The following is a 21,572-nucleotide window of genomic DNA, read 5'->3' as shown; positions in this document are numbered from 1 at the left end:
AGAAATACAGGATTTTTCCACCAAATGGCTCTGGAGTTATAATAACGAGCGCCCCAACATGGGCATTGGCGGCATAACTCCCGCCATGAAGCTCGCACAGGTGTCTTAGGCTCTACTTGTAAGTGCTCCTAAAAATGGGAGGATTACCATTTAACCCTCGCCGTTCTCCACGTCTCACCTTAAAGATTTCTTTCAGTGGCTTTAGGGGCATTGCCAAAATCCAATCACAGTCAACAAACTGCGCATTCCCTCCTAGCCCAAGGGTTCTAAATTGAGCAAGTTTATTCATATCAACTGAACGAATTGTCATGGCATCATTATGTGCTGATCCCAACTCTATTTGTGCGGATAAGCACTCTATATCTTCTTTTTTGGTAAGTTCATCCAAGGGCTGTGTCAGGACTACAAATTTTACGGCATTAGCAGCATTTTTCCCTTTTTCAATTTTATCCAAAATAATGATATTAGTGACAACATCACTATTATTAAACCAGCGATGAGCACCAGAAGTAATAACCGTAGTTAAATTGTAGTATCTTCGAAGCAAATTAAAAAAGTCATCTCCCCAATCTGTACCAAGCCATGCATTCGTAATAATAATCCCAAGGCGTCCGCTATCTGCCAATAAAGGATATAATGAAAAAGGTAGATATGCAGCTACATCGGCGCGCTGAGTAAACCGTTCTCCATCTTTACCAAGCATGGCCGTAACAATCTCAATATCTTTACTATAAGTTTTACGACCATTCTGAGAAACAAAAGGTAAATTACTAGCAATAGCCTGAAATTTTCCTAATTTTTCTTCAAATTTTCTTCCATTAGTTGGGTTCCTTAATTCTAATACAGTATTTTCATTTAAGCTAAAAGCATTTTTATTAAAGATGCGTAGAGGAATGTGCATTAACTTTGGATTTGCGAGCGAAAAAGTTGAAATTTGAACGGCCTGAGGATCAAAATCGCCAGCAAAAACAGATGCTGCAGTAACATCAGGGCTAACGTTATTTGAAATTTTTTGTTCAATGGCTGCGCGTGCAATAGTTCCACTTCCGCAGCATGGATCTAAAATCCTATCATTAACAATATCATGCACACAAAGATTGATCAGAAGAGCTGCGAGTGTAGGCGGAGTTGGATATTGGCCTCTAATTTTTCTTACGGCAACTTCCGCATTAGCTTCTAGCACCCGTGAAAGTTGAGCCTGATCAATTGAGCCAAGACGAAGGTCTGAAAGCAGGTGATTAAATTGTTTCAATTCCCCCCATACACGTTCGGGGATAAATTTAAGTCCGATACTATCAGAAAAAATTGTCCAAAAATTACATTCTTCTGATATATTATGAAGAATGGTTAAGGCTTCCCATGGCGAAATATCCTCTGTAAGTTCTGCAATCCTTCGCGCCCTTACATCTCTTTCTCGAAGAATGTGCGCAAATAAAATTTTCCCTATCCAATTTGAAATTACTGCTCTGGCCAAAATGGCCCATTTTGATTGCTTTTTGACAAGATACTCAGAGTTATACCTGTCCCACCAAAGAATAACTTCTGCTCGAAATATTCTATCTTGACGAGCAGAAACTTCCAATTCTTCAGCAACAAGAGCCGTATTTGATAATATCAGAGATGTTACGCCGCCACTTCGATATGCATCAATAAATTGGCGTCCTTCAAGTTCACCGCGATCAAAAATGTCATTCAAATAACTAAAAATTTTCTCTGCTAGAAATTCCCATCTATGCCGATTTTGTAAAACACCTTCTCGCGTAGCAATGTCATCCAACTCATTCCACTGCTTATGAATAACAAATTCGCTTGATGCGGCATCGCGGATATATAGATGGGCATGTGTCACATTCCAAAGGAGAAAGCTATCTAAGCCAAGAGCTTTTGCTTTTGTTTCTGCATTTTGTCGGAACTCAATATCGCCAATGCTTGTGTCAGGCATCTTGAGCTCCCAGCCTTGCAAAATCCTGGCTGAAGCTCTGTCACCAAAAAGGAGCACATCTGGAAATAAGCTACCACCTTCGAGCCTAATCGTTTGCTCTCCTCCGGCATCTTTGATTGCCCTATTTACTTGTGCAGACAGCTTTTTAAGGCAACCAATTAGATCGATTGCCCATGAACGCTCGTTATATCCAACTCCTCTGTTCATACAGCCCGCCTTTCGCTATCAAGGATTACAGCATCCACGTCCACCATGCCTCGCCTGTTCGGTTGTCCCGCACGGGCAGCAGGTTGAAGTGCTGAAAATAGAGGAGGAAGTGGTTGCCTTGCTTTAAATAAATTTTTTACTTCAAGTAATCTATTTTTTGCAACCTGTATATAATCAATTCGCTCTTCCTTAAAAAGGTGTACCTCTTCATTCTTTTCAATTCCAATAAATTTGCGTCCTTCTAGAGCAGCAGCCACCAAGAAGCTTCCACTTCCAAAGGCATTATCTAGTACAACATCGCCTTCGCCTGTAAACATGCGGATGAGGTATCGACCTAAAGCAACAGGTTTTTGAGTTGGATGCCAAACTCTACCGCCTGATTCACTCTCAGCGGTTTTACAGTAAAGAGTGTCAGTCGGATAACGTTCTCCATCACTCTTAACATGTACAGGCTTAAAATCGCCGTAACTCCCAGTGTACTGTGCTTTGCGCGTCCCTTTGTCATAAGGCTCGCCCTTAGACATCACTGGTCGATAGTTCGGCTGGCTACCATAAAAAATACAAATATCTTCATGCTGTCGGAGAGGTTGCTTTCGAGCATTCAAGAAGTTTGTGGACTTGCTTTTTACCCAAACAAATTTATATCGAAACCAGGATTCATTGCTAATAATTAAACGTGCCGTAAATATCCCCTGTGATGTTAAAGCAATAACACCTTTTGGCTTTATTATTCTTTTGTATTGCTTCCACAGTTCATCAAGCTGTATTACACTGTCCCATTTATTCTGCGTTGTTCCATATGGCAAATCACAAAGGATCATATCAACAGAGGCATCATCTAAACGAGACATCGCTGTCATGCAGTCTTCTTCAAAAATTTGTCCGCCGAGGTATTTCATGATTTGATTTGCCTTCCTGCAAGCAATGTATGATTAGATTTTGTTGGCTGGCAAGAATTGTCCCCATATTGCAAATTGATATAATCGCAAATTGCTCGACGTCCTAACCATGCTAAAGAACGTTCTGTGTTTTCAGATATTCGTTGCAAGGCTTCATATTCATCAATGTCAAGATTTATTGTAATTCTAAATTTTGTTGCCATCCTAAGCCTCCGCGCTAATTTGCATCACAGTGCATCGCTTTGCTGCAAATTTCAACCCTGCCTTCCCGACAGAGTCTTCTTCCTCCCCCAACGAAACATGTCTTCCCTACGGCAACGCCCTTATCAGAGATTGAACAGCCATATTTGTAGGGCGTGTTTCATTTGCACAGTGGAAATGGTTTTGACCTTACCCCATTGCGTATCCCACTTGTAAGTTAGTGGTTCCTGTTGGGTTATGGGTTCTGTTCTGTCGGCAAAATTCTTCTGGCGTCAGCCAGCCCAAGGAGCTGTGTGGCCGCCGCTGGTTATAGTCCTGTCTCCAGGCTTCAACTGTTTGACGGGCATCATGTACGGATGAAAACACATACTGATTCAAGCATTCATCACGGAATTTCCCGTTGAAGCTTTCAATATGCCCGTTATCCGTGGGTTTCCCCGGACGAGTAAACTCTATCTCCACGCCATGCTCAAATGCCCAGGCATCCAGTGCCTTACCACTAAATTCCGGGCCATTATCAACTTTTATCCGCTGTGGCTTTCTCCCTTGAAGGCGTAATCTTTCCAACTATGGGGAGGCAGAGAAGATGAGAACGGCGGAAAAGGCGCATCGAGCAAGACGGAAGCGCTACGAAAGCGCTACGGATACAGGACTGGTGCGGGAAAGCGGGGTGTCAAGGCTTTGAAAAAAAGCTGGAAGCGTCGATTTTTGTAGTTGAGAATTTTGGGGCCGTTTGGGCCCTTTTTTTTCAGCAAAGGTGAGAACTTTTTTTACTCAACTAAATAGGTTGTGGGGTAAAACCGTCAGGAAAATTACTAACAGTAGGATTGTCCATTCCGCGCGCCAATTCTGCCCACATTTCACGGCATAAGCCGCGTAGCTCTATAAAATGCGCAGCTCGCAACGTATGAAGGAATGGCATACAAGCGCCAGCCGCTACAAATTTACGCTCCTTTTGCAGCATTCTTATTATGTCGGCAAATTCTGTGCAGTATGCAGGTTTTTCCGCTTCTATTTCAAATGGACTTAGAAGGTCTATTCCACGCAAAAGGAAAAAGCCTTGAGTTTTCCAACATGAATACACGAGAAACGCTATTTCATCAGAGTTCATCACTTTTAAATTTTCAATAAATTGCAGCAATTCCTTTCTGTATCTGTTTATTGAAAAATTGTTAAGCATGTTGCGTAAAAATCCCATTGAAGTGATACCTCCTTTTTGTTTATCCGCTGCAAAGAGAAAGTATATAACGACAACTGATTTACTTCAGAAGAGTGAACGTCAGCGATACTCGCGCCCGCTCCAGACAACCTTGCCTATTACGCGGAAAAATTCCGCCATGTCACCGCGCATATCAAGTTCAATAGGGGGATATGCAGCCTCGTTAACGCTCTTTAAAATCACCTTACCCGGCTGTTTGTCTATCCGCTTGAGGTAAATAGAATCATCGAAACCGACAGCAAAAATCCGGCCAGGGATAATATCCAGCTTGCTTTGGTCCAGTAGCACCACATCGCCATCTAGTATCTCTGGCTGCATGCTATCGCCCGCAACGCGCATTAACACCATGGCATCCGGGTTCCCCTTACGCAGCAAGAAATCCAGACGAAAGGCATAGCTCCGTTCGTGGTTACCACTTACTTCTAAGCTGCCATTGCCCGCCGATAAACGAGCCTCCGCCATCGGAACTAGTCTCAGTTCAACGTCGCATTCTGGCGTTATAATTTTGCATTTTGGCGTTATGCTGTTTCCATGCTTACCGCCAAAAAAAAGCCAGTCTGCACTGACACCAAAATCTTCAGCTACCTTTTCTATCCATCCTGTGGGTATTTGTTGCCGCTTTTTTGCGGCCCCGACCGAAGATGGATGGATGCCGAGAATCCTTGCTAAATCCGAATCATTTGCGGCTTTAGCTGCCTCTAGTATGCGCGCAAAACGCGCGTCAAACGATTTCGCATTTTCCATGTCAAACTCCGAAGCGAAACTCCGAAATTAAGTTCGCTTGAATTGACAAGAAGTTTAAATAGTTATGCTAAAATCATATTTTTTAAAGATCGAAATTGCATTTTAGCTTGATTGTCTTCTGATTTTAGCCTATTTTCTTCTTGCGGGCGGTTAATTTCTACACGCAAAACGAAACTAACAGCCCGCCGCGTTAAGGGTCAACGTCCAGGCCAAACCAAATTTTGGACGAGCGGAGGAAGGGATGAAGACATCGTGCAGAAAAGGTCTTGCCAAGTGCCAAGTGCAGCTCTTGGAATCCCTCAATTTGATGAAGGTCTGCATCAGCGAATCGTATGCGGCTCTTGAGAATATGTCCCCTCTGGTACGGGGGGCGGCCAAGGGGGAAGAGCTGGAAGAAAAGCTGAACTGCTTAGTGGATAGCAGGATTGCCCTTGAAGAATCCGTGTCCAACCTCTCCAAAGCTATTGGGTAACGCCCATGCGCCAACTTTCCCTCATAGACGATATTGCCCAACTTGCCGGAGCATTGCCCGCCATCAAGGCGGCAATGCGCGGTATTGCTGGCGCGCCCGAGGGGGAGGGACGCAAGGCACTGCCGGACAAGTTGAACGCGATAGCGCGGGCCAGCGGCATCAAACTGACGGGTGGAAACGCCCACGGCATCAGCGAAGAGATGCTGCACAAGATTTTATCCCCTTCGGACGATTCCCGTCCGCCCTCCGTGCTGATGCTGCTGGCCTACTACAAGGCCACCAACAACCCGGCCCATCTGCGCGCCATGTTGCGCGCTGTCGGTCTGGACATCATGACCACGGAAGACCGCCTGTACGCGGAGATAGGCCGCCACTCCGTAACCGCAAAGAAGAAAAACGCGGAAGCTCAAAAAGCCCGGCGTCTGATGAAAGAACTGGAGGAAGAACTATGAGCCGAGCAACGGCACAACAGCGCCTTGAGTTGGGCGCTAAACGATACAAGTACCGCTGGCGTTTGCGGGAAGTGATGGACGCGAACGCGGTGCCGTCCATGGCGGCCCTTGGCCGCATGCTGGGAGTTTCTGGGGTTGCGGTTGCCCGCACGGTGAACGGTGAAATCCATAGTCCCAAAGTGCTTGACTGGTTTCGTCAGCACGGAGTTTCGGAAAACCAGCTTTGCGACCCCCGACGGCTCGCTCAATAAATCGAGAAGATGCTGATGGCTACCGAAACATACTCCACTCAAGCAATCGCTGCGCTGCTGGCAGTTACGGATCGAGCAATACAGATCCGCGCCAAACGCGAAAGCTGGCAATCTCTGCCCCGCGCGGGACGCGGCGGTGGCAAGCTGTGGATTGTGTCGTCCATGCCCGCCGAGACGGTGCAGGCCATCCGCGCGGCGCTGGCCACGCAGGCGGCGCTTGCGTGCGCGGAAGCGCCCCTGCCTGCCGCCAACCCGGCCGCCAGACCGGCGGCCCTTGCCGCCGTGCCGGACAAAAAACTGGACATGGCCCGCGCGCGGCATCGCATCGTGCTTGAGTGGCGCGCGTGCATGGAGCGCGCAAAGGCCGAAGGCGGTTCGGCCCGCGAAGCCTCAAAGGCCGTTGTGGTTGCCTACAACGCGGGCCTGCTGCTGCCCGCATGGGTACACGAAGCCGTACCCGTTGTGTCCGAAAAGACCCTCTACCGCTGGGAAAAATCCGTGCGCGACGGGGACGGCTTTGCCGCGCTGGCCGACAGGCGCGGCGCATGGACGCGGGGCGGGGCCAAGGGCGCGGGCCAACTGGGCGAAGCGGCGGAAACGCTGTTTCTCAAGGCCTATCTGCACGACCGCAAGCCCAGCGTGCATCTGGCCTGGATGGCCACGGGCGCGGCCCTTGAAAAGCAGGGGCTGCCCGCCCCCTCTTACAGTTCCGTCATGCGGTTTTTCAAGCGCTACGACAGCCTGCACCACGACGTGGTCGTCTGGATGCGCGAAGGGAACAAAGCGACCACGGACAACGCGCTGCCCTACATGACGCGCGACAGCCGCATTCTGGAGCCGGGCGACGTGCTGGTGGCGGACGGCCACAAGATGAATTTCACGGTCATCAATCCGGATACGGGCAAGCCCTGCCGCATGACGCTGGTGGGCTGGCTGGACTGGGCCAGCGGCATGTTTCTTTCCTTCGAAATCATGGTCAGCGAAAACACGCAGGCCATCGCCTCTTCTCTGCACCGGGCGATTCTCAAGCTCGGGAAGCGGCCGCGCGCCGTGTACATCGACAACGGGCAGGCCTTCAAAAACAAGTTTTTCGAGAACAAAGACGCGGACGTGGAAGAGTTTGACGGCCTGTACCTGCGCCTGGGCATCCATGTGCAGCACTCCGCGCCCTATCAGGCGCGCACCAAGGTGATTGAACGCTGGTGGGGCGATTTTGACCGGCAGGCCGCCGTGCTCATGGATTCGTACGTCGGGCGAGACATCGCCGACAAGCCCGCGCATCTGCGGCGCAACGAAACATGGCTGGCCCGGCAGCAAAGCGGCTATGTGCCCACGGTGGCCGATGTGCAGCGCCTGGTCATGGAATACGCCCGGTGGAAGGCCCAGCAGCCGCACCCGACACGCCCCGGCTCCACCCCCTGGGATGTCTTTGACGCCGGGCGCGGGCCGGGCTTCAGCGAAGAGGAAAAGACCGACCTGGCACGGCAGTTCCTGTACCGGCGCGAGGTCACGCCATCGCGCTGCCGGGTGCGCATGCTGGGGCTGGAATACGAGTCTGACGCGCTCTACGGCGTCAACAAACCGCTGACGGCCTACTACAGCTATGCGGACATGCGGGAAATCTACCTTTACGACGGCCAGCGGTTTCTGGGCACGGCGCGCCCGGTGGCAACGGTCAATCCCCTGGCCGTCGTGCTGGGCGACGACGCGGACATGCGGCGGATTTCCGAGGCCAACAAAAAGGCCGCCAGGCTGCGCAAGCAGACCCGTGATCTGGCCGAACGCATCTCGGGGGCGGCGGGCGAAACCCTGCTGGAACTGCCCTACATGCGGGGAGTGGCCCAACGCCGCCAGCCGGTAGTGGTTCAGGGCACGGGCCATGCCAACGGCCGCGATCGGATCGGGCCTGCGTCCACCCCCCAGGTCAGCGAGGCGGAGCGCCGCGCCATCGACGGAGCCGTGCAGGCGGCGCTTGAACGGCGCAAGGCGTCAGCCGCCCCCGTTTACACGCTGCCCGCCTATTTTTCCAGTGAACTTGAGAAATACGATGTCCTTTTCCGCCTGCGTCATGAGGACGGGATGGACCTGAATGCGGCGGATGCCGCCTTCATGGCCAGCTATGAGGCAGGCAGGGAATACCAGACCACCACGGGACGCCGCTACGAACAATTGCTGCGCCTGTATGACACCCCTTCAAAGGAGCAAGCGGGATGAAAACGGTATTCATAGAAACAAGCAATGTGCAACAATTGAGGAAGGTTGTTGCCAACGCTCGCGACGTGGAGCGGGGACGCCCCGGCATGGTTGCCGTGTGGGGCGAAGCCGGGTGCGGCAAAACCGAGGCCGCCCGCGCGCTGTACGCGGAAGCGGGCTACTACCTGCGCGCCCTGGAAGGCGTGACGCAGCACGGGTTTTTGCAGGATCTGTGCTTTGAGGTCAAGGCCTGCCGCCCCTACGGCGCGCACCGCTGCAAGATGGAACTCGTCCACGCTCTGGAAAATTCGAGGGAACCCATTTTTGTGGATGAAGCCGACCGCCTGGACGTGCGGCGTATTGAAGACTTGCGCGACATCTACGACCTCACGGGCTGCCCGGTCATTTTGCTGGGCGAGCAGGGCCTGCCCTCGCGCCTTGAAGCGCGCAGCCGCATCATTGACCGCATCCCCGATGAATTCCGCATTTCCTTTCAGAAAATTACGCTGCCGGACGTGGCCCTGTACGCCATGGAAGCGGCGGACCTGCGCCTGTCAACCGAAGCCTGCGCCTTGGTGCATGCCCAGACCAAGGGCAATTTCCGCCGGGTACACAATGCCGTGCTGTCGCTGGAATCGGCGGCGCGGGCCGTGGGCAGCGGGGAGGTCAGCGGCGATATGGCGCGGGCGACCCTGCAACAGCACAAAAAGGGCAAGTGGGGGCTGGCATGAGCAGCGAAAGCATGGCGCAACTGCGCACCGCGCTGAAGGCCTTTGGCGCAGCGCCGGTCACGGTGCCGCAACTGGCGGGCATATTCGGCCTGACGAACGAAAGCCAGAAGCAGGTGTTGCGCGGCCGCCTGGAGCAACTGATCAAGCAGGCGGAGGTGGAGAAGACAGGCCGGGGCGAATTTCGCTGGATCGGGGCAGCGCCGCGCCGCCAGGGTGAAACATACCGCCGCCTGTGGCGGATCATCCGCACGCAGCCGCCGAGCTGGAGCCGTGCCGACGTTGCCCGGCTGGCCAGAACGGACCGAAGCATGGCGGACAGGTATGTGCCCTGGCTGGAAGAAGAGGGCTTTGTGGTCCGCTGCGGGCGCAAGGGCAACACGCTGCTGTACCGCACCACCTCGCAGGCCAGGGAGCAGCGGGAAACGCCCTGGCCGCCGCGCGACCTGCCGGACCCCTATGAGCAGGAAAAGGCCGCGGCGGCTGGGCTGATCACCTGCATGCTGACGCAAAACCCGGACCAGCCCGCCGTGCGGGAGCGCATACGCGCCCACCTGGGCGTGCTGTGGACGCGGTTTGAGGATGAAGACAGCACCGCAAATACAAAAATGGAGGAATAAGACCATGATGCACGAAAAAGCCATGTCCATTCACACCGCCCTGGGCGAGATGCTGCCCCGCGTAAGCGCTGACGACGCGGAGAAACTGCGCATCTGCCGCCGGAACCTCGCGGCTTTGGCCGATCTGGCGCAACAGCTGGAAACGTCGCTGCCCTCGCCGTTGAGCGTGGAAGCCTTCAGCCGTGACGCGGCGGACTGCGTCCAGATGGGGAGGAGCCTGTAGTGGCCCGCCTCAAACCGAATCCGCACATTGTTGTCGACCGCGCCCAGGCCGAGGGCGCGCTGGCGGAAATGGCCGCGCTGGATCGCAAAATCGCCGCGGCGGAAGCGGACATGCAGGAAGCCATTGACAACGCCAAGGCTTTGGCCGCCCAGGCCTGCGCCCCCCTGGCGGCCCGGCGCAAGGAACTGGCCGACGCCGTGGCGGTGTATGCCAAGCTGAACAGGGCGGAACTGTTCCGAACCGCCAAAAGCCTGGACATGGGCTTTGGCATGATTGGCTTCCGCTGCAGCACAAAGGTGGTGCAGATCAACGGCGTAACCCCGGAAATGACGCTGGAGCGCCTGCGTCAGTACAATCTGACAGACGGCATCAGAACGAAGGAGGAAATCAACAAGGAAGCGGCTCTGGGATGGCCGGACGAACGGCTGGAACTTGTGGGGCTGCGGCGTCGCACTGCGGACGCGTTCTTTATCGAAATCAAGAAGGACTCCGTGCCGGACGGCGGCAGCAGTGGCGCGGCAGCATTGGAGCGGGCGTCATGAAAGACGAAAAGAGTTCTGACCTTACCGTGGTGCAAGGGCCCTCTGTAGCGGAAGCGCAAAAACGCGCCTTGAACAAACTGCATGAAATGCTGGGGGATGACTCCAACCACGGCTTTATTCTGACAGTTACAGTCAAGGACGCAGACAGTATGTTGCACTCCAGTAATCAGGCCTACGGAAGAATCTCCAGGGAAGAAATAGAATTTGCCTGCCAAAGAATGCTGAAACACGTCAAAGAACTCAGGGAACAGACGGCAAAGGACGCCGCCTGCAGTAAAGCGCACGAACACGCAGAACAAGGCGCAACAGTTCATTAATCTAACATTACGGAGCGACATCATGACCAAGGCCGAACTTGTGAAACTGTATGCGGAAGCCACGCAACTGCCGGTGGGAGACGCCGGGGAATGCCTGGAGCGGCTGGGCGACATCGTGGCCGCGGAACTTCTGGGCGGCGGTTCCGTGCCCCTGCCCGGCGTGGGCAAACTGGTGATAAAGGCACGCGCCGCCCGCACGGGGCGCAACCCCCGCACCGGTGAGCCGGTGGACATCCCGGCCCGGCAGGCGCTGGGCGTGAGCCTGAGCAAGGATTTTTAAGGAATCGCTCAACTAGGGGGAACCCATGCCGATTGTACGCACACAGCAGGAAATAGATCGCGTGCTGAACTGGGCTGCCGAGGGCATAGATAACGGCACAAAGTTCGCGGGAATGACTTACGAACAAGGGATCACGGACATGCACATGTGGCTCACGGGCGAGACCAACGTCGCCCCGGACTCTGAAGATTAATGCGAAACCGCCCTGCGGGGCGGTCGCCGGGGCGTGGCGGCTCCGGCCTGACGAGCAGCCAACGGGAGAAGACGATGGAATACAGTAAGACTATGGCGGGTATGGTTATGCGCGGGACGGCCCTGCGCTTCCTTGAACTCCCAATGGCACGACGTTTTGTCATGTTTTGCCTTGGCCAGCACGCCCTGGGCGGCATGGACTCCTACTCCTGGCCCGTATGCCGTGCTTATGAAGCTGAAAGGTTGGATTTGCGCATGCGCTGGAATGCTGGGGGCAGGCTGCTTGAGCATGAGAGCATGTGAAGAAGGGCATAGACAATATCTGCCCCGCATGGGGCGGTCGTCATGGTGCAACAAACCGAGGAGCGAACCATGAAAACATCGAAAACCTCTCCCATGCGTCTTGGGCTGTACCGCAAGATAGAGATAGCCCGCAAGCAGCTGCCCGGTCTTGACGATGACGGCGTGTGGCGCGAGCGGCTGCGCAGCTCGTTCGGCGTGGACAGCCGCAAGGATCTGAATATGCATCAGCTGGCCACGCTGGTGCAGGATCTGGCCCGGGACGGCGCGCGCTTCACCGCCGGGAAGAAAAGCCGCAATCCCGGCGTCAAGTCGTTGAGCCGCGAAGACTGGGTTGAAGTGCCGACCAACAGCCCCTTTGCGGCGGAAAAACGCATGATCGCCGCCCTGTGGCGCAAACTTGGGTATTCCATGAACAGCCTGGACACCCGCTGCAAGCGGGCATTCGGCTGCGCGCGCTTTGTGTGGATGGCCGACGGGGCGCAGATATCCCGGCTGATCGTCGACCTGCAAAAGCGCGTAAAAGCGGCTGGTCTGGAGTAGCGCCATGTATGTATCGGCGGCTGAATTAAACCAGGTTCTGGGCGACTTTTCCGCCCGGGCCCTGCTGGACAAGTATGGCGGCGCGCGCGTGTATGTTCCGGAGCGCCCCTACACGGGGCATGAACTGGAAAAACTGTTGGGCATGCACGCGCTGGCGGCGCTGTGCGGGGAATATGGCGGCATGAAGATTGACCTGCCGCGCGACGCCCCCGTGCAGGTGAAAAAGAAAAACATCATAGCCCTGCTGCAGCAGGGCGAAAGCCTGTGCAAGATCGCCATGACCCTTGGAGTGACGCGGCGCTATGTGCAGGTGGTCAAGGCCTCCATGCGGCCGCAAAAAACGCGGCAGTTGAAACTGTTCTGAAAAACGGTATACACAGAATACGCCCCCCCATCCGCGGGGGCGTCACGCACCGCCCCCGCGCGCCCGGCCTTCGTATGGCATCACAGCTGTACGGAGGCTTTGTCATGTCCAACATTCTTGCCGACTTCGCCACGGCCCATGCGTTCACCGCCCAATGGGAAGGCGGCCTTACCAACCACCCCGCCGACCCGGGCGGCCTGACCAACTACGGCGTCAGCCTGCGCTGGCTGAAAGACCTTGGGATCGTATGCGGCGACATCGACCACGACGGCGACATCGACGCCGACGACGTGCGCGCCCTGACCCCGGAAACGGCGGCGGACTTGTTCCGCCGGAAGTTCTGGGACGTGTATCGCCTGGGCGAACTGCCGCAGATCATGGCCGACGTCGTGTACGACTGCATGGTGAATACCGGCCCGGCCCAGACGGCGCGCATTGCGCAGCGGGCCTTCAACGCCGAGTGCCTGCCCGGCCCCGCGCCGTTGCGGGTAGACGGCGTGTTTGGCTCGGCCACGCGGGAAGCGTTGCGGCTGGGCGTGGGCAAGCCCCTGGCGCTGGGCCTGATCATGGAACGCGAACGGTTTTACCGAAATCTGGTTTACAGCAAGCCGAGCTTCCAGCCGTTCCTGAAGGGCTGGCTGAACCGCTGCACGGCTTTGCGGCGGTTTGTTGGGGTGTTGTCGTGAGCGGGCCGGGGGAGTTTTTGCGCGACGATGTGGGGGCGCTGTCCTGCATGCGGCTGGCGGTAGCCGTGGTTGTGGTGGCCGTGGTGGGCGTATGGGTGGCGGGCAATGTGCGCTCCGGCAGCTACGTTCCCCTGGGTCAGCACGAAGCCGAAGTGCTCATGGCCGCCCTGGGCGGCAAGGCGCTTCAGGGCTTTTTCGAATACGGGAGGCGGGACTGATGAACAAGGGCGCGCTTATCGCCATGGTGGCCATAGCCCTTTTTGTGGGGGGGGTGGCACTTAAAATCAGAGACATGCGTTCGGAAAACGCCGCCCTTACCTCACGACTGGGCGTGGCGGAGCTGCAGCGCGATGTGGCCACGGGCGATGCCCGCGCGTGGAAAAAAGCCGCGGAACAAGCGCAGGCGGGCAACGCCGGGCTGCGCCTGGAAGCGGACGCCTGCCTTGCCCGCGAGGCCGAAGGCACGGCCATGGCCGAAAAATGGGCGCAGATACTTAACGGGGCGCAAGCCTGCCCCATGACCGAAAGCGAGAAAACAGATGTTCCCGACGCGAAAACGCGCGACGCGCTTGCCGCCGACCTGGACCGCCCCCTGTAGCAATACCGCCGCCATTGGCGGCGTGGGGCTGGTCATGTTCCTTCTGGTCGGCGGCTGCGCCGGGTCCGCTCCGTCCCCCTCTCAGGAGCGGACCCCGGCGCCCATCATCCTGCATGTGGAGAAATGCCCGCTCCCGGCCGTGCCGCGGCTGCCGCCCCTCAAGGGCGTGTTTCTGGAAAGCGGCAAGGGCTACACCGTACTCAAATACCGCGACGAACTGATGCGGCGCTACATCAAGGGGCTGCAAGCGGCCCTGGACTGCTACGAAAAACAGCTGGAGAAAAACCCGGATGATTAATCCCGAAGAACTGGACGCCCTGGTGCGCGCCGTGCAGACCATCGCATCCGTGCTGGCGGGGCTGGGGCTTCCCGGCCTGATAGCCCTGGCCCTGGCCGGGCCAGCCTGCGTGCTGATCACCGTGCTGCTGCTGACGCACCGGCAGGCGCTGGCGACGGAGCTTGCGCAGGAACGCGCCAATGCCGCATCCGAAGCGGCGCTGGAAGCCTACCGCAAGGACACGCAGGGGATGCTGCGCGACATCGGGGCAAAGCACCTTGAAGTCAAGGGGTTCTACGAGCGGAACGTGGATCTTGTGAAGAACTACGAACGGATGACGGACAGCCTGCAGGCATTGGTCACCAACAATACCCGCGCCCTGGAGCGACTGATCACCATCATAGAAACGGAGCGGCGGCGTCATGAGTGAACGTCATGCAAAAATCGGCGAGCGCGAGGACTACCGCGTGCGCCTGAAATGTGTGGAAACCGAGATATGCGCCCTGCGGGACAGCCTGCGGGCGGCCCTGCCGCTGACGGCGGACGCCTGGGAACTGGCCGGTGACCATGTGGTCACGCTGGCGATCACCCTGAACGAGCGGCTTGCGGAATTGAAGGGCCTGGCCCGCAAGGTGGATATATTGACGCGGGATCTGGAAGGCTGACGCCATGGGCCGCGAGCACGAACCGGGCACGGTCTGGGAAGCGCAGGATCTGTACTGCATTGACCGGTTGAGTTTTGACGCCGTCGCGAAAAAAACCGGCGTGGCCGCCTCGACCCTCAAGCGCTGGGCCGACCGCATGGACTGGCGCGGCAAGCGCGAGCGCATTGCCGAGACAGAAAGCGCGCTGCGGGTGGACCGTGTGCTGGCGCGGTCGCAGGTGCTCAAAAAACTGCTGGAAACCGGCGAATCGCAGGATGCCTATGCCGTCGCCGCGCTGGAACGCCTGGCGCTGCTGCAGGAAGAAAACGAGCTGCGGCGAGCGGAACGCGAGAAGGATCGCCGCCTGCGCAAAGCGGAAAAGGAACGGGAATGGAAGGAGCGCCGGGCGCTGGCCGAACTGCGGCTTTCCGGCGCGCGGCAGAACGCTGGTGTGACCTCCCCGGCAGTGAAGCCCCAAGACCTGCCTCGCAACGATGAAGAGCGCGCGGCGCTGCTGGAAGACGTGATCAACCGGCGGCTTTCGGATCTGCTGTCCTGCCCGCCCGAAAACATTCTGCGGCTGATGAAAGACCTGAACGAATCGCGCCGCCTGCTGACGGAACTGCGCGGCGGAGAAAACGCCGACAACGGCGCGGTGACGGTGGCCTGGAGCGACGGGCAATGAACGGACGCATAATCATCCCGTACCATCCCCGCCCCCTGCAGCAGGCCGTGCACGACGGGCGCAAACGCATGACCGTGCTGCTGACGCACCGGCGTTTCGGTAAAACGGTGTGCATGGTCAACGACCTCATACGGTCGGCGGTGCTGCGCGGCAACACGCTCCGCGCCTGGCGCGGCGGCTACCTGGCCCCGTTTCTCAAGCAGGCCAAGGACGTGGCCTGGGACTTTTTGAAATACTACGCCGGGGTGTTGCCGGGCGTGCGCTTCAACGAAACGGAGCTGCGCGCGGACTTCAGCAACGGGGCGCGCATCCGGCTGTATGGAGCGGACAACGCCGACGCCCTGCGCGGCCAGTACCTCGATGATGTGGTGCTGGACGAGGCGGCCAACATCAGCCGCAGCGTGTGGACGCTGAACATCCGGCCCATGCTGGCGGACAGGCAGGGGCGCTATGCGTTCACCGGCACGCCGCAGGGCATGAACAACCTGTTGTACGACGTGTACGAAGAGGCGCTGGAGCTTTCGCAGGCCGAACCGGAACAGTGCGCGCTGTTTGTGTACCCGGCGTCGAAAACCGGCTATGTGCCGCCGGAAGAGCTGGAAAAGGCGCGTGCCTCCATGGGCGATGCGGAATACCTGCAGGAATTCGAGTGTTCCTTTGCCGCCGCCGTGCGCGGGGCCTACTGGGCGCGGGAAATCGACGCCCTGGAACAGCTGGGCCGCGTGACCTCCGTTCCGATCGCGGCGCAGTTGCCCGTCAACACGGCCTGGGATCTGGGCATGGACGACGCCACGGCCATCTGGTTTTTTCAGGTGGAACCCTCCGGCACATGGCGGATTGTGGATTTTTACGAGGCCTCGGGCGAGGGGTTGGAACATTACGCGCGGATGCTGCGGGAAAAGGGCTACGCCTACGGGCGGCATATCGGCCCGCACGATATCATGGTGCGTGAGCTGGGCACGGGCAAGAGCCGGTACGAGACCGCGCGGGACATGGGAATACGCTTTGCCGTTTGCCGGAACCTGCCCGTCATTGACGGCGTGGACGCGGTGCGTCGGCAATTGCCGCGCTGCGTGTTCGATGCCGGACGTTGCGCGCCGGGAATCAAGGCCCTGCGCCAGTACCGCAAAAGCTTCAATGCACGGCTGGATGTGTTCGGCAGGCCCGTGCACGACTGGACCAGCCACGCGGCCGACGCCTTTCGCTATGCGGTGGTGGGCATGATGCCGGAGCGGCAGGAGCCGCGCCAGGAAAGGACGGGAGTTCTTTCGCGCGGATAAGCGATTTTTTTTGCAGCGAAAATGAGACTTTTCACGGAGGTAAAAGACATGGGCGGAGTTGCACAGGCGGTAAGTTCGCTGTTCGGCGGCGGGGGCAAGGTTGAAACCCCGGCCATGCCCGAAGTGCCGGACTATGAAGCCGAACGAAAGGCCAAGGAAACGGCCGCGCGGCAAAAACGCGCGGCGCTGGCGGACAAGGGCATGGCCGGAACCATTCTGGGCGGCAGCGAGGGCGACGAAAGCGGCCTGAAGAAAAAGAAGCTGCTGGGGGAATAGGATGCGCGGCGGACGAAACGATATCCCGCCGGATCAGCTGGGCGACGCCAGCCCGACGGCAGAGGAAAGGCGCGGGCCGCTGCCCGCTCCCCTGCTGACCTGGTGCAACGCCCTGTGGGACAGCCGCACTGCCGTGAACGCGCAGCTTGACGAAATTGCGCGTTACGCCGCGCCGGATCGCGCCGGGTTCGGCGGCATGGGGCCTTCGCCCGGCGACGACGGACGGCAGAAAATATGGGATTCCACGCCGGAAGACGCTGCGCTGACCCTGGCCGCGGCCCTGCACGGCATGCTGACCAACCCGGCCACGGAGTGGCTGAGCCTTGAGCTGGATGGCGATGCCGACCGGGATGACGCGGAAATTTCCGCCTTCATGGAATCGGCGCAAGCGGCGGTAACGGCGGCGCTTGCCTCGCACGAGGGGGGCTTTCATCAGGAAGTGAACCAGTTTTACCTTGACCTGGCATGTTTTGGCTGGGCTGTGTTTCTGGTTGAAGACCGGGGGAACCGGCCGTGTTTTCGGGCGATAAACCCGTCGCAGTGCGCCCTGGACGAAAACGCGGGGGGCCGCGTGGATTCGGTGCTGCGGCGCTGGAACATGAGCCCGGCCGCGCTGGTTGAGGAATTCGGCAAGGACGCTGTTTCCGAAAAGGTGCGGAACGCGGTGGAGAACGGCACGGCCCCCGGTGCGCGCGTGGGCGTTTCGCACTTGGTGTGCCCGCTTTCACGGCTGCCGGAAAGCGTGCGGAGCGACGTTGCCCGCAACCGGGGCGGCAAGGCGGAAAAACCTTTTGCCTCGCTGTATTACGAGACGGAAGGCGGGCATTGCCTTTCGCGCGGGGGCTTTGACGAACTGCCGTACATGTGCCCGCGTTGGAGCAAGCGCAGCGGCGAAATCTACGGGCGCGGCCCTGGGCATGTGTGTTTGCCCGACATGCGGGTGCTGAACCGCGTGGCCCAGGCGCAGCTGGTGGGGGCCGAGAAACTGGCCGATCCGCCCCTGCTGGCGGCGGACGACAGCGTGGTGGGCCGCATACGCTCAGGAGCCGGGGGCATAACCTATGTCCGCCCGGACGCGCTGCAGCAAGGGCGCGGGCTTATGCAGCTGCCTGTGGATTTTCGCCTGGACGTGGCCGAGGCCGTGCTGGAAAAACGGCGCGGGGCCGTGCGCGGGGCATTTTTGAACGACCGCATACAGATGGCGGGCGGCCCGCAGATGACGGCCACGGAGGTGATGGCCCGCGAGCGCAAGCAGAACCTTGTGCTGGGACCGGTGCTGGGGCGGCTGGAAAGCGAATTTTTGGGGCCGTTGACGGACAGGGTCTTCATGCTGCTGCTGCGGGCCGGGGCCTTTGCCGTGCCGCCTGGGCTGGCCGGGCGTGAGCTGCGGGCGCGCTATGTTTCGCCGCTGGCGCGGGCGCAGCGACAGTCCGCGGCGGAGGCGTTCGGCCTGGCGTTGCAGTATCTGGCGGGGTTCACGCAGGCGGACCCCACGATCATGGACAACTTTGATTTCAATTCGGCGGCCCGCGACAGTCGCGAGCTGTTCGGCTACCCGCGCAAATACCTTTTGGACGAGCGCAAGGTGCAAAAAAACCGACAGGAGCGCGCGCAACAGGCGCAAACGGCGGCGCTGGCGCGGATGGCCGAACAGGCCGGGCCCGCCCTCGCTTCAGCCGCAACGGAACAGGAGAAAGGCAGATGAGCGACAGGACATACTGGCGGGCGCGGCTGTTCGACGCCTTGCACGGGGAGGCTCCGCGCCCCGATGCGAAAACGCGCGAGAACGCCGTCAGGCGCATCGTTTTCAGCGAAGACGGATTAACTCTCATGGGGACGCTTTCGGACTGTCTGCGCCCACAATATGGGCCATTTAGCGCCAAGGACATGGCCTGGCGCGAGGGCCGCCGCAGCGTGCTGCTCGAACTGCTGCGCATGGCCCTGAAGGAAGAACGCCGCCCTGAACGGCGCGGCGAAGACATATACGGCACGATTCCGGGAAACTTTGAATGAACAGCGATGCCGACCGATTGAGGGAAGCCCCCTCGCGGCCGACGCAACAATGAGGAACCGATATGGCGGACGACGGAATGCAGAACAACAACGGGGGCGGCGCTGCCGCCGGGGGAAGCGCGGACGGAACGCAGAACCCTTTCGGATTTTTGCCGGAGGGGCTGGAATCCCTGTCTCAAGGCTACGAAGAGCCGTCCGCTTTCTGGGCGGATGTGTCCAGGCTCAAGGGGATGGACGCGGAACTGGCGGCGGTCAGGGGCACGAAACCGGAAAGCCTGGTCAGCGACGAAGATTGGGAAAAGACCTGGAAGGCCCTGGGCAGGCCCGACGACAAGAGCGGCTACAAGCTGCCGGAAACGTGGTCGGGGAAGACATGGACGCCCGACGGCCCGGGCGACGACGCCGACGCGGACGTGACCGCCGCAGTGAACAAATACCTGACGGACAGCGGGGAACGGGAACAGTTTGCGGACATCGCCCGGCGTTGCGACCTGACCCAGAAGCAGAGCGAGACGCTGTTCGGACTTTACGGGGGGCTGCTGGCCCGGCATATCGGCGCAAAAAGCGCCGCCGACGCCGTGGCCGCGCCGGAAAAGGTGATGGCGGAACTGTGGGGAGAGAATGCCCAGACCGGGCTTGAAACGGCGCGGCGCGGCGCGAGGGCCGCTGGCCTGGGCGACGAGCTGGACGCGGCCGGACTGTCCGGCAACCCGCTGGTGCTGCGCCTGGCGCACGCCCTGGGAGAGGCCCTGGGCGAGGACAGCGTGCGCGGGGGCAAGGCGGCAGGCGCGGCCCTGCCCATGGGGGCGGCGGCCCGCGAGGAACTGCTGCGCGTTGTGGGCAGCGAGGCGTACCGCAACAATGATCCCGAGGCGCAGCGCCGGGCCGAAGCCCTCTCCGCACGGGTACACATGAAATAGTCAAAAATCGCGCAGAATCGGGTTGTAACCGGTATTTATCTTTAAACCATGAAATGACGCATAAAACAGCGTTTCAGACGGCACGGGGCTATTCCACGCGAATTTTTCCCACGCCGGACGAGACCTTGGAGCAAGCAATATGCCTAACGACGTTTCCGCCGCCTTCGTCACGCAGTACGAAGCGGAAGTTTTTATGGCCTACCAGCAGGGGGCCAGCAAACTGCGCAACCTGGTGCGCACGCGCCCCGGCGTGGTCGGCAGTTCGGACAAGTTTACGAAGATCGGCAAGGGCGAGGCCACGCAGAAAACCCGCCACGCCGCCGTGGTGCCCATGGATGTGGACCACAGCCAGGCCACGGCCACGCTGGAAGACTGGTACGCGCCGGACTATGTGGACAAGCTGGATGAATACAAGATCAAGCATGACGAGCGCCGGGCCCTGACCTGGAGCGGGGCCGCGGCCATCGGGCGCAAGGTGGACTCGCTGATCATTGGAGCCGCCGGGGCGGCCCTGCCCGCCGGGCAGGTGATGGGCGACGGCACCGGCATAATGACCCTCGATCTTGTCATGGACGCCTTTGCCCTGTTCAACGAAGGGGAGGTGCCCGACGACGGGCAGCGTTATGCCGTGGTGGGGCCGCGACAGTGGAACCAGCTGTTGCTGATCGACCAGTTCGCCAAAAGCGACTATGTGGGTACGGACGCGCCGGTCTGGCTGCGCGGGACCGAAGCCAAGCGCTGGCTGAACATCATCTGGCTTATGCACACGGGCCTGCCGGTTACGGGCGCGGGCACGGCGGCGGCCTATACCGGCTGCTATCTCTTCCACAAGACAGCGTTGGGCCTGGCCGAAGGCGGCCAGGGGGTCGTCAGCGAAATCAACTATGTGCCGGAAAAGGTCGCCTATCTCTGCAACAACATGATCAGCGCAGGGGCCGTGCGCATTGATGACCTGGGCGTGGTGCGCATCAACGCGCTCAACAAGAAGGCAGCGTAAGCAGCGCCCGGAGGCGGAGACCGGGAGGTTGACTAGGAACGCGGTTTTCACATAAGAAGATTACTCCGAAAGGTTTAGTGCAACACAACCGGCCGGGGCGATGCGAATCGCCCCGGCTTTTTTACGCCCCCGTGTGAGATGTTGTTTTCACACGGGGGCGTTTTTTTACTTCCAATTCTCAAGTTTACTGGCAACAGCCGGAAAGCGCCCTAAAAACTGGAGCAAGACATGAGCAAAAAGAACAACGACACTGAAATCCCCGCTTCTCCGGTTGCTGCCGCTGCCGCTGCGGACCAAACGGCGGATGCCGCGGCGGTCTTCAACCGTGACTGTCTGCGGCAGGCGGCGCGGGGGCTGTGGCTGTACACGCACGACGGCGACTGGCCGCCCGCCTGCGGTCCCGGCTGGTGGGACGACGCGCGGCGGGCTTACGGCATGCGCAGCGGCGACGTGGTCATTCTGGCGGCGCGCGAAGACGTGCGGCTGATAGTGGTGAAGGACTAGGCG

Annotated in this window: 32 protein-coding genes, 1 other RNA gene and 1 pseudogene; 28 read left to right on the top strand and 6 right to left on the bottom strand. The window is 58.5% G+C overall.

Annotated elements, in window-relative coordinates; genetic code table 11:
- Nucleotides 1-112 precede the first annotated feature (112 nt).
- The 6 genes and pseudogenes from EB812_RS08175 to EB812_RS08150 form a co-directional block, all read right to left on the bottom strand.
- A complete protein-coding gene (locus EB812_RS08175; RefSeq protein ID WP_130958054.1) occupies nucleotides 113-2,149 on the bottom strand; it encodes an N-6 DNA methylase in 2,037 nt (678 codons plus the stop codon).
- The gene (locus EB812_RS08170) at nucleotides 2,146-3,048 is read right to left on the bottom strand and encodes a DNA-methyltransferase (protein ID WP_130958053.1); all 903 of its coding nucleotides are present in this window, start codon (nucleotides 3,046-3,048) and stop codon (nucleotides 2,146-2,148) included. The genes EB812_RS08175 and EB812_RS08170 overlap by 4 nt, the downstream gene beginning before the upstream one ends.
- Nucleotides 3,045-3,251 carry a ribbon-helix-helix domain-containing protein gene (locus EB812_RS08165; protein WP_130958052.1) on the bottom strand — a complete coding sequence of 69 codons (207 nt, stop codon included), beginning with the start codon at nucleotides 3,249-3,251 and terminating at the stop codon, nucleotides 3,045-3,047. The genes EB812_RS08170 and EB812_RS08165 overlap by 4 nt, the downstream gene beginning before the upstream one ends.
- A 187-nt stretch (nucleotides 3,252-3,438) precedes the next feature.
- A pseudogene (locus EB812_RS08160) lies at nucleotides 3,439-3,816 on the bottom strand (integrase core domain-containing protein); the annotation flags it as partial.
- 211 nt (nucleotides 3,817-4,027) lie between these two features.
- Nucleotides 4,028-4,447: a hypothetical protein gene (locus EB812_RS08155; protein ID WP_130958050.1), complete on the bottom strand. Its 420-nt coding sequence runs from the start codon at nucleotides 4,445-4,447 to the stop codon at nucleotides 4,028-4,030.
- 81 nt (nucleotides 4,448-4,528) lie between these two features.
- The gene (locus EB812_RS08150; RefSeq protein WP_130958049.1) at nucleotides 4,529-5,212 is read right to left on the bottom strand and encodes a LexA family transcriptional regulator; all 684 of its coding nucleotides are present in this window, start codon (nucleotides 5,210-5,212) and stop codon (nucleotides 4,529-4,531) included.
- Nucleotides 5,213-5,453: 241 nt separating this feature from the next.
- Between EB812_RS08150 and EB812_RS08145 the strand changes: the two genes are divergently transcribed.
- The 28 genes from EB812_RS08145 (at nucleotide 5,454) to EB812_RS08015 (ending at nucleotide 21,569) form a co-directional block, all read left to right on the top strand.
- Nucleotides 5,454-5,684, top strand: a complete 231-nt coding sequence (locus EB812_RS08145) for a hypothetical protein (RefSeq protein WP_130958048.1) — start codon at nucleotides 5,454-5,456, stop codon at nucleotides 5,682-5,684.
- A gap of 5 nt (nucleotides 5,685-5,689) precedes the next feature.
- A complete protein-coding gene (locus EB812_RS08140; RefSeq protein WP_130958047.1) occupies nucleotides 5,690-6,136 on the top strand; it encodes a hypothetical protein in 447 nt (148 codons plus the stop codon).
- Nucleotides 6,133-6,387, top strand: a complete 255-nt coding sequence (locus EB812_RS08135) for a hypothetical protein (protein WP_130958046.1) — start codon at nucleotides 6,133-6,135, stop codon at nucleotides 6,385-6,387. Before EB812_RS08140 ends, EB812_RS08135 begins: the two co-directional genes overlap by 4 nt.
- Before the next feature lie 15 nt (nucleotides 6,388-6,402).
- The gene (locus tag EB812_RS08130; protein WP_165450921.1) at nucleotides 6,403-8,601 is read left to right on the top strand and encodes a DNA-binding domain-containing protein; all 2,199 of its coding nucleotides are present in this window, start codon (nucleotides 6,403-6,405) and stop codon (nucleotides 8,599-8,601) included.
- The gene (locus tag EB812_RS08125) at nucleotides 8,598-9,311 is read left to right on the top strand and encodes an AAA family ATPase (protein ID WP_130958044.1); all 714 of its coding nucleotides are present in this window, start codon (nucleotides 8,598-8,600) and stop codon (nucleotides 9,309-9,311) included. Before EB812_RS08130 ends, EB812_RS08125 begins: the two co-directional genes overlap by 4 nt.
- Nucleotides 9,308-9,928: a hypothetical protein gene (locus tag EB812_RS08120; RefSeq protein WP_130958043.1), complete on the top strand. Its 621-nt coding sequence runs from the start codon at nucleotides 9,308-9,310 to the stop codon at nucleotides 9,926-9,928. The genes EB812_RS08125 and EB812_RS08120 overlap by 4 nt, the downstream gene beginning before the upstream one ends.
- A gap of 4 nt (nucleotides 9,929-9,932) precedes the next feature.
- Nucleotides 9,933-10,151, top strand: a complete 219-nt coding sequence (locus EB812_RS08115; RefSeq protein WP_130958042.1) for a hypothetical protein — start codon at nucleotides 9,933-9,935, stop codon at nucleotides 10,149-10,151.
- A complete protein-coding gene (locus EB812_RS08110) occupies nucleotides 10,151-10,693 on the top strand; it encodes a host-nuclease inhibitor Gam family protein (protein WP_130958041.1) in 543 nt (180 codons plus the stop codon). The genes EB812_RS08115 and EB812_RS08110 overlap by 1 nt, the downstream gene beginning before the upstream one ends.
- Complete coding sequence (locus tag EB812_RS08105; RefSeq protein WP_130958040.1) at nucleotides 10,690-11,010, top strand: hypothetical protein; 321 nt, start codon at nucleotides 10,690-10,692, stop codon at nucleotides 11,008-11,010. The genes EB812_RS08110 and EB812_RS08105 overlap by 4 nt, the downstream gene beginning before the upstream one ends.
- 22 nt (nucleotides 11,011-11,032) lie before the next feature.
- A complete protein-coding gene (locus EB812_RS08100) occupies nucleotides 11,033-11,290 on the top strand; it encodes an HU family DNA-binding protein (RefSeq protein ID WP_130958039.1) in 258 nt (85 codons plus the stop codon).
- 25 nt (nucleotides 11,291-11,315) lie between these two features.
- Nucleotides 11,316-11,483, top strand: a complete 168-nt coding sequence (locus EB812_RS11675) for a hypothetical protein (protein WP_165450920.1) — start codon at nucleotides 11,316-11,318, stop codon at nucleotides 11,481-11,483.
- Nucleotides 11,483-11,547, top strand: an RNA gene (locus EB812_RS08095) — hammerhead ribozyme type II. The genes EB812_RS11675 and EB812_RS08095 overlap by 1 nt, the downstream gene beginning before the upstream one ends.
- 307 nt (nucleotides 11,548-11,854) lie before the next feature.
- The gene (locus EB812_RS08090) at nucleotides 11,855-12,325 is read left to right on the top strand and encodes a phage protein GemA/Gp16 family protein (RefSeq protein ID WP_242621241.1); all 471 of its coding nucleotides are present in this window, start codon (nucleotides 11,855-11,857) and stop codon (nucleotides 12,323-12,325) included.
- A 4-nt stretch (nucleotides 12,326-12,329) separates the two neighbouring features.
- Nucleotides 12,330-12,689 carry a hypothetical protein gene (locus EB812_RS08085; RefSeq protein ID WP_130958038.1) on the top strand — a complete coding sequence of 120 codons (360 nt, stop codon included), beginning with the start codon at nucleotides 12,330-12,332 and terminating at the stop codon, nucleotides 12,687-12,689.
- A 104-nt stretch (nucleotides 12,690-12,793) separates the two neighbouring features.
- Entirely contained in the window at nucleotides 12,794-13,375 is a 582-nt protein-coding gene (locus EB812_RS08080) for a glycoside hydrolase family 108 protein (protein WP_130958037.1), read from the top strand.
- A complete protein-coding gene (locus EB812_RS08075; RefSeq protein ID WP_130958036.1) occupies nucleotides 13,372-13,593 on the top strand; it encodes a hypothetical protein in 222 nt (73 codons plus the stop codon). The genes EB812_RS08080 and EB812_RS08075 overlap by 4 nt, the downstream gene beginning before the upstream one ends.
- Nucleotides 13,593-13,973, top strand: a complete 381-nt coding sequence (locus EB812_RS08070; protein WP_130958035.1) for a hypothetical protein — start codon at nucleotides 13,593-13,595, stop codon at nucleotides 13,971-13,973. The genes EB812_RS08075 and EB812_RS08070 overlap by 1 nt, the downstream gene beginning before the upstream one ends.
- Before the next feature lie 34 nt (nucleotides 13,974-14,007).
- Entirely contained in the window at nucleotides 14,008-14,271 is a 264-nt protein-coding gene (locus EB812_RS08065; protein ID WP_130958034.1) for a hypothetical protein, read from the top strand.
- Nucleotides 14,264-14,680, top strand: coding sequence for a hypothetical protein (locus EB812_RS08060; RefSeq protein WP_242621240.1), 417 nt, complete (start codon nucleotides 14,264-14,266; stop codon nucleotides 14,678-14,680). Before EB812_RS08065 ends, EB812_RS08060 begins: the two co-directional genes overlap by 8 nt.
- Nucleotides 14,673-14,915 (top strand): hypothetical protein, encoded by a 243-nt coding sequence (locus EB812_RS08055; protein ID WP_130958033.1) that lies wholly within the window; start codon nucleotides 14,673-14,675, stop codon nucleotides 14,913-14,915. The genes EB812_RS08060 and EB812_RS08055 overlap by 8 nt, the downstream gene beginning before the upstream one ends.
- A 4-nt stretch (nucleotides 14,916-14,919) precedes the next feature.
- Nucleotides 14,920-15,579, top strand: coding sequence for a hypothetical protein (locus EB812_RS08050; protein WP_130958032.1), 660 nt, complete (start codon nucleotides 14,920-14,922; stop codon nucleotides 15,577-15,579).
- Nucleotides 15,576-16,859 carry a terminase large subunit domain-containing protein gene (locus EB812_RS08045; protein ID WP_130958031.1) on the top strand — a complete coding sequence of 428 codons (1,284 nt, stop codon included), beginning with the start codon at nucleotides 15,576-15,578 and terminating at the stop codon, nucleotides 16,857-16,859. Before EB812_RS08050 ends, EB812_RS08045 begins: the two co-directional genes overlap by 4 nt.
- A gap of 48 nt (nucleotides 16,860-16,907) precedes the next feature.
- A complete protein-coding gene (locus EB812_RS08040) occupies nucleotides 16,908-17,135 on the top strand; it encodes a hypothetical protein (protein WP_130958030.1) in 228 nt (75 codons plus the stop codon).
- Between the two features lies 1 nt (nucleotide 17,136).
- Entirely contained in the window at nucleotides 17,137-18,840 is a 1,704-nt protein-coding gene (locus EB812_RS08035; protein ID WP_130958029.1) for a portal protein, read from the top strand.
- The gene (locus EB812_RS08030) at nucleotides 18,837-19,148 is read left to right on the top strand and encodes a hypothetical protein (RefSeq protein WP_130958028.1); all 312 of its coding nucleotides are present in this window, start codon (nucleotides 18,837-18,839) and stop codon (nucleotides 19,146-19,148) included. The genes EB812_RS08035 and EB812_RS08030 overlap by 4 nt, the downstream gene beginning before the upstream one ends.
- Nucleotides 19,149-19,210: 62 nt before the next feature.
- Nucleotides 19,211-20,068: a hypothetical protein gene (locus EB812_RS08025; protein ID WP_130958027.1), complete on the top strand. Its 858-nt coding sequence runs from the start codon at nucleotides 19,211-19,213 to the stop codon at nucleotides 20,066-20,068.
- A gap of 139 nt (nucleotides 20,069-20,207) precedes the next feature.
- Nucleotides 20,208-21,065 carry a phage capsid protein gene (locus EB812_RS08020; RefSeq protein ID WP_130958026.1) on the top strand — a complete coding sequence of 286 codons (858 nt, stop codon included), beginning with the start codon at nucleotides 20,208-20,210 and terminating at the stop codon, nucleotides 21,063-21,065.
- 228 nt (nucleotides 21,066-21,293) lie between these two features.
- Nucleotides 21,294-21,569, top strand: a complete 276-nt coding sequence (locus EB812_RS08015; protein WP_130958025.1) for a hypothetical protein — start codon at nucleotides 21,294-21,296, stop codon at nucleotides 21,567-21,569.
- The last annotated feature ends 3 nt before the right edge of the window (nucleotides 21,570-21,572 follow it).

The sequence above is a fragment of the Desulfovibrio legallii genome, from assembly GCF_004309735.1.
In the GTDB taxonomy this organism is placed as follows: Bacteria; Desulfobacterota; Desulfovibrionia; order Desulfovibrionales; family Desulfovibrionaceae; genus Desulfovibrio; species Desulfovibrio legallii.
This window is presented reverse-complemented; position numbering and strand designations above follow the sequence as displayed.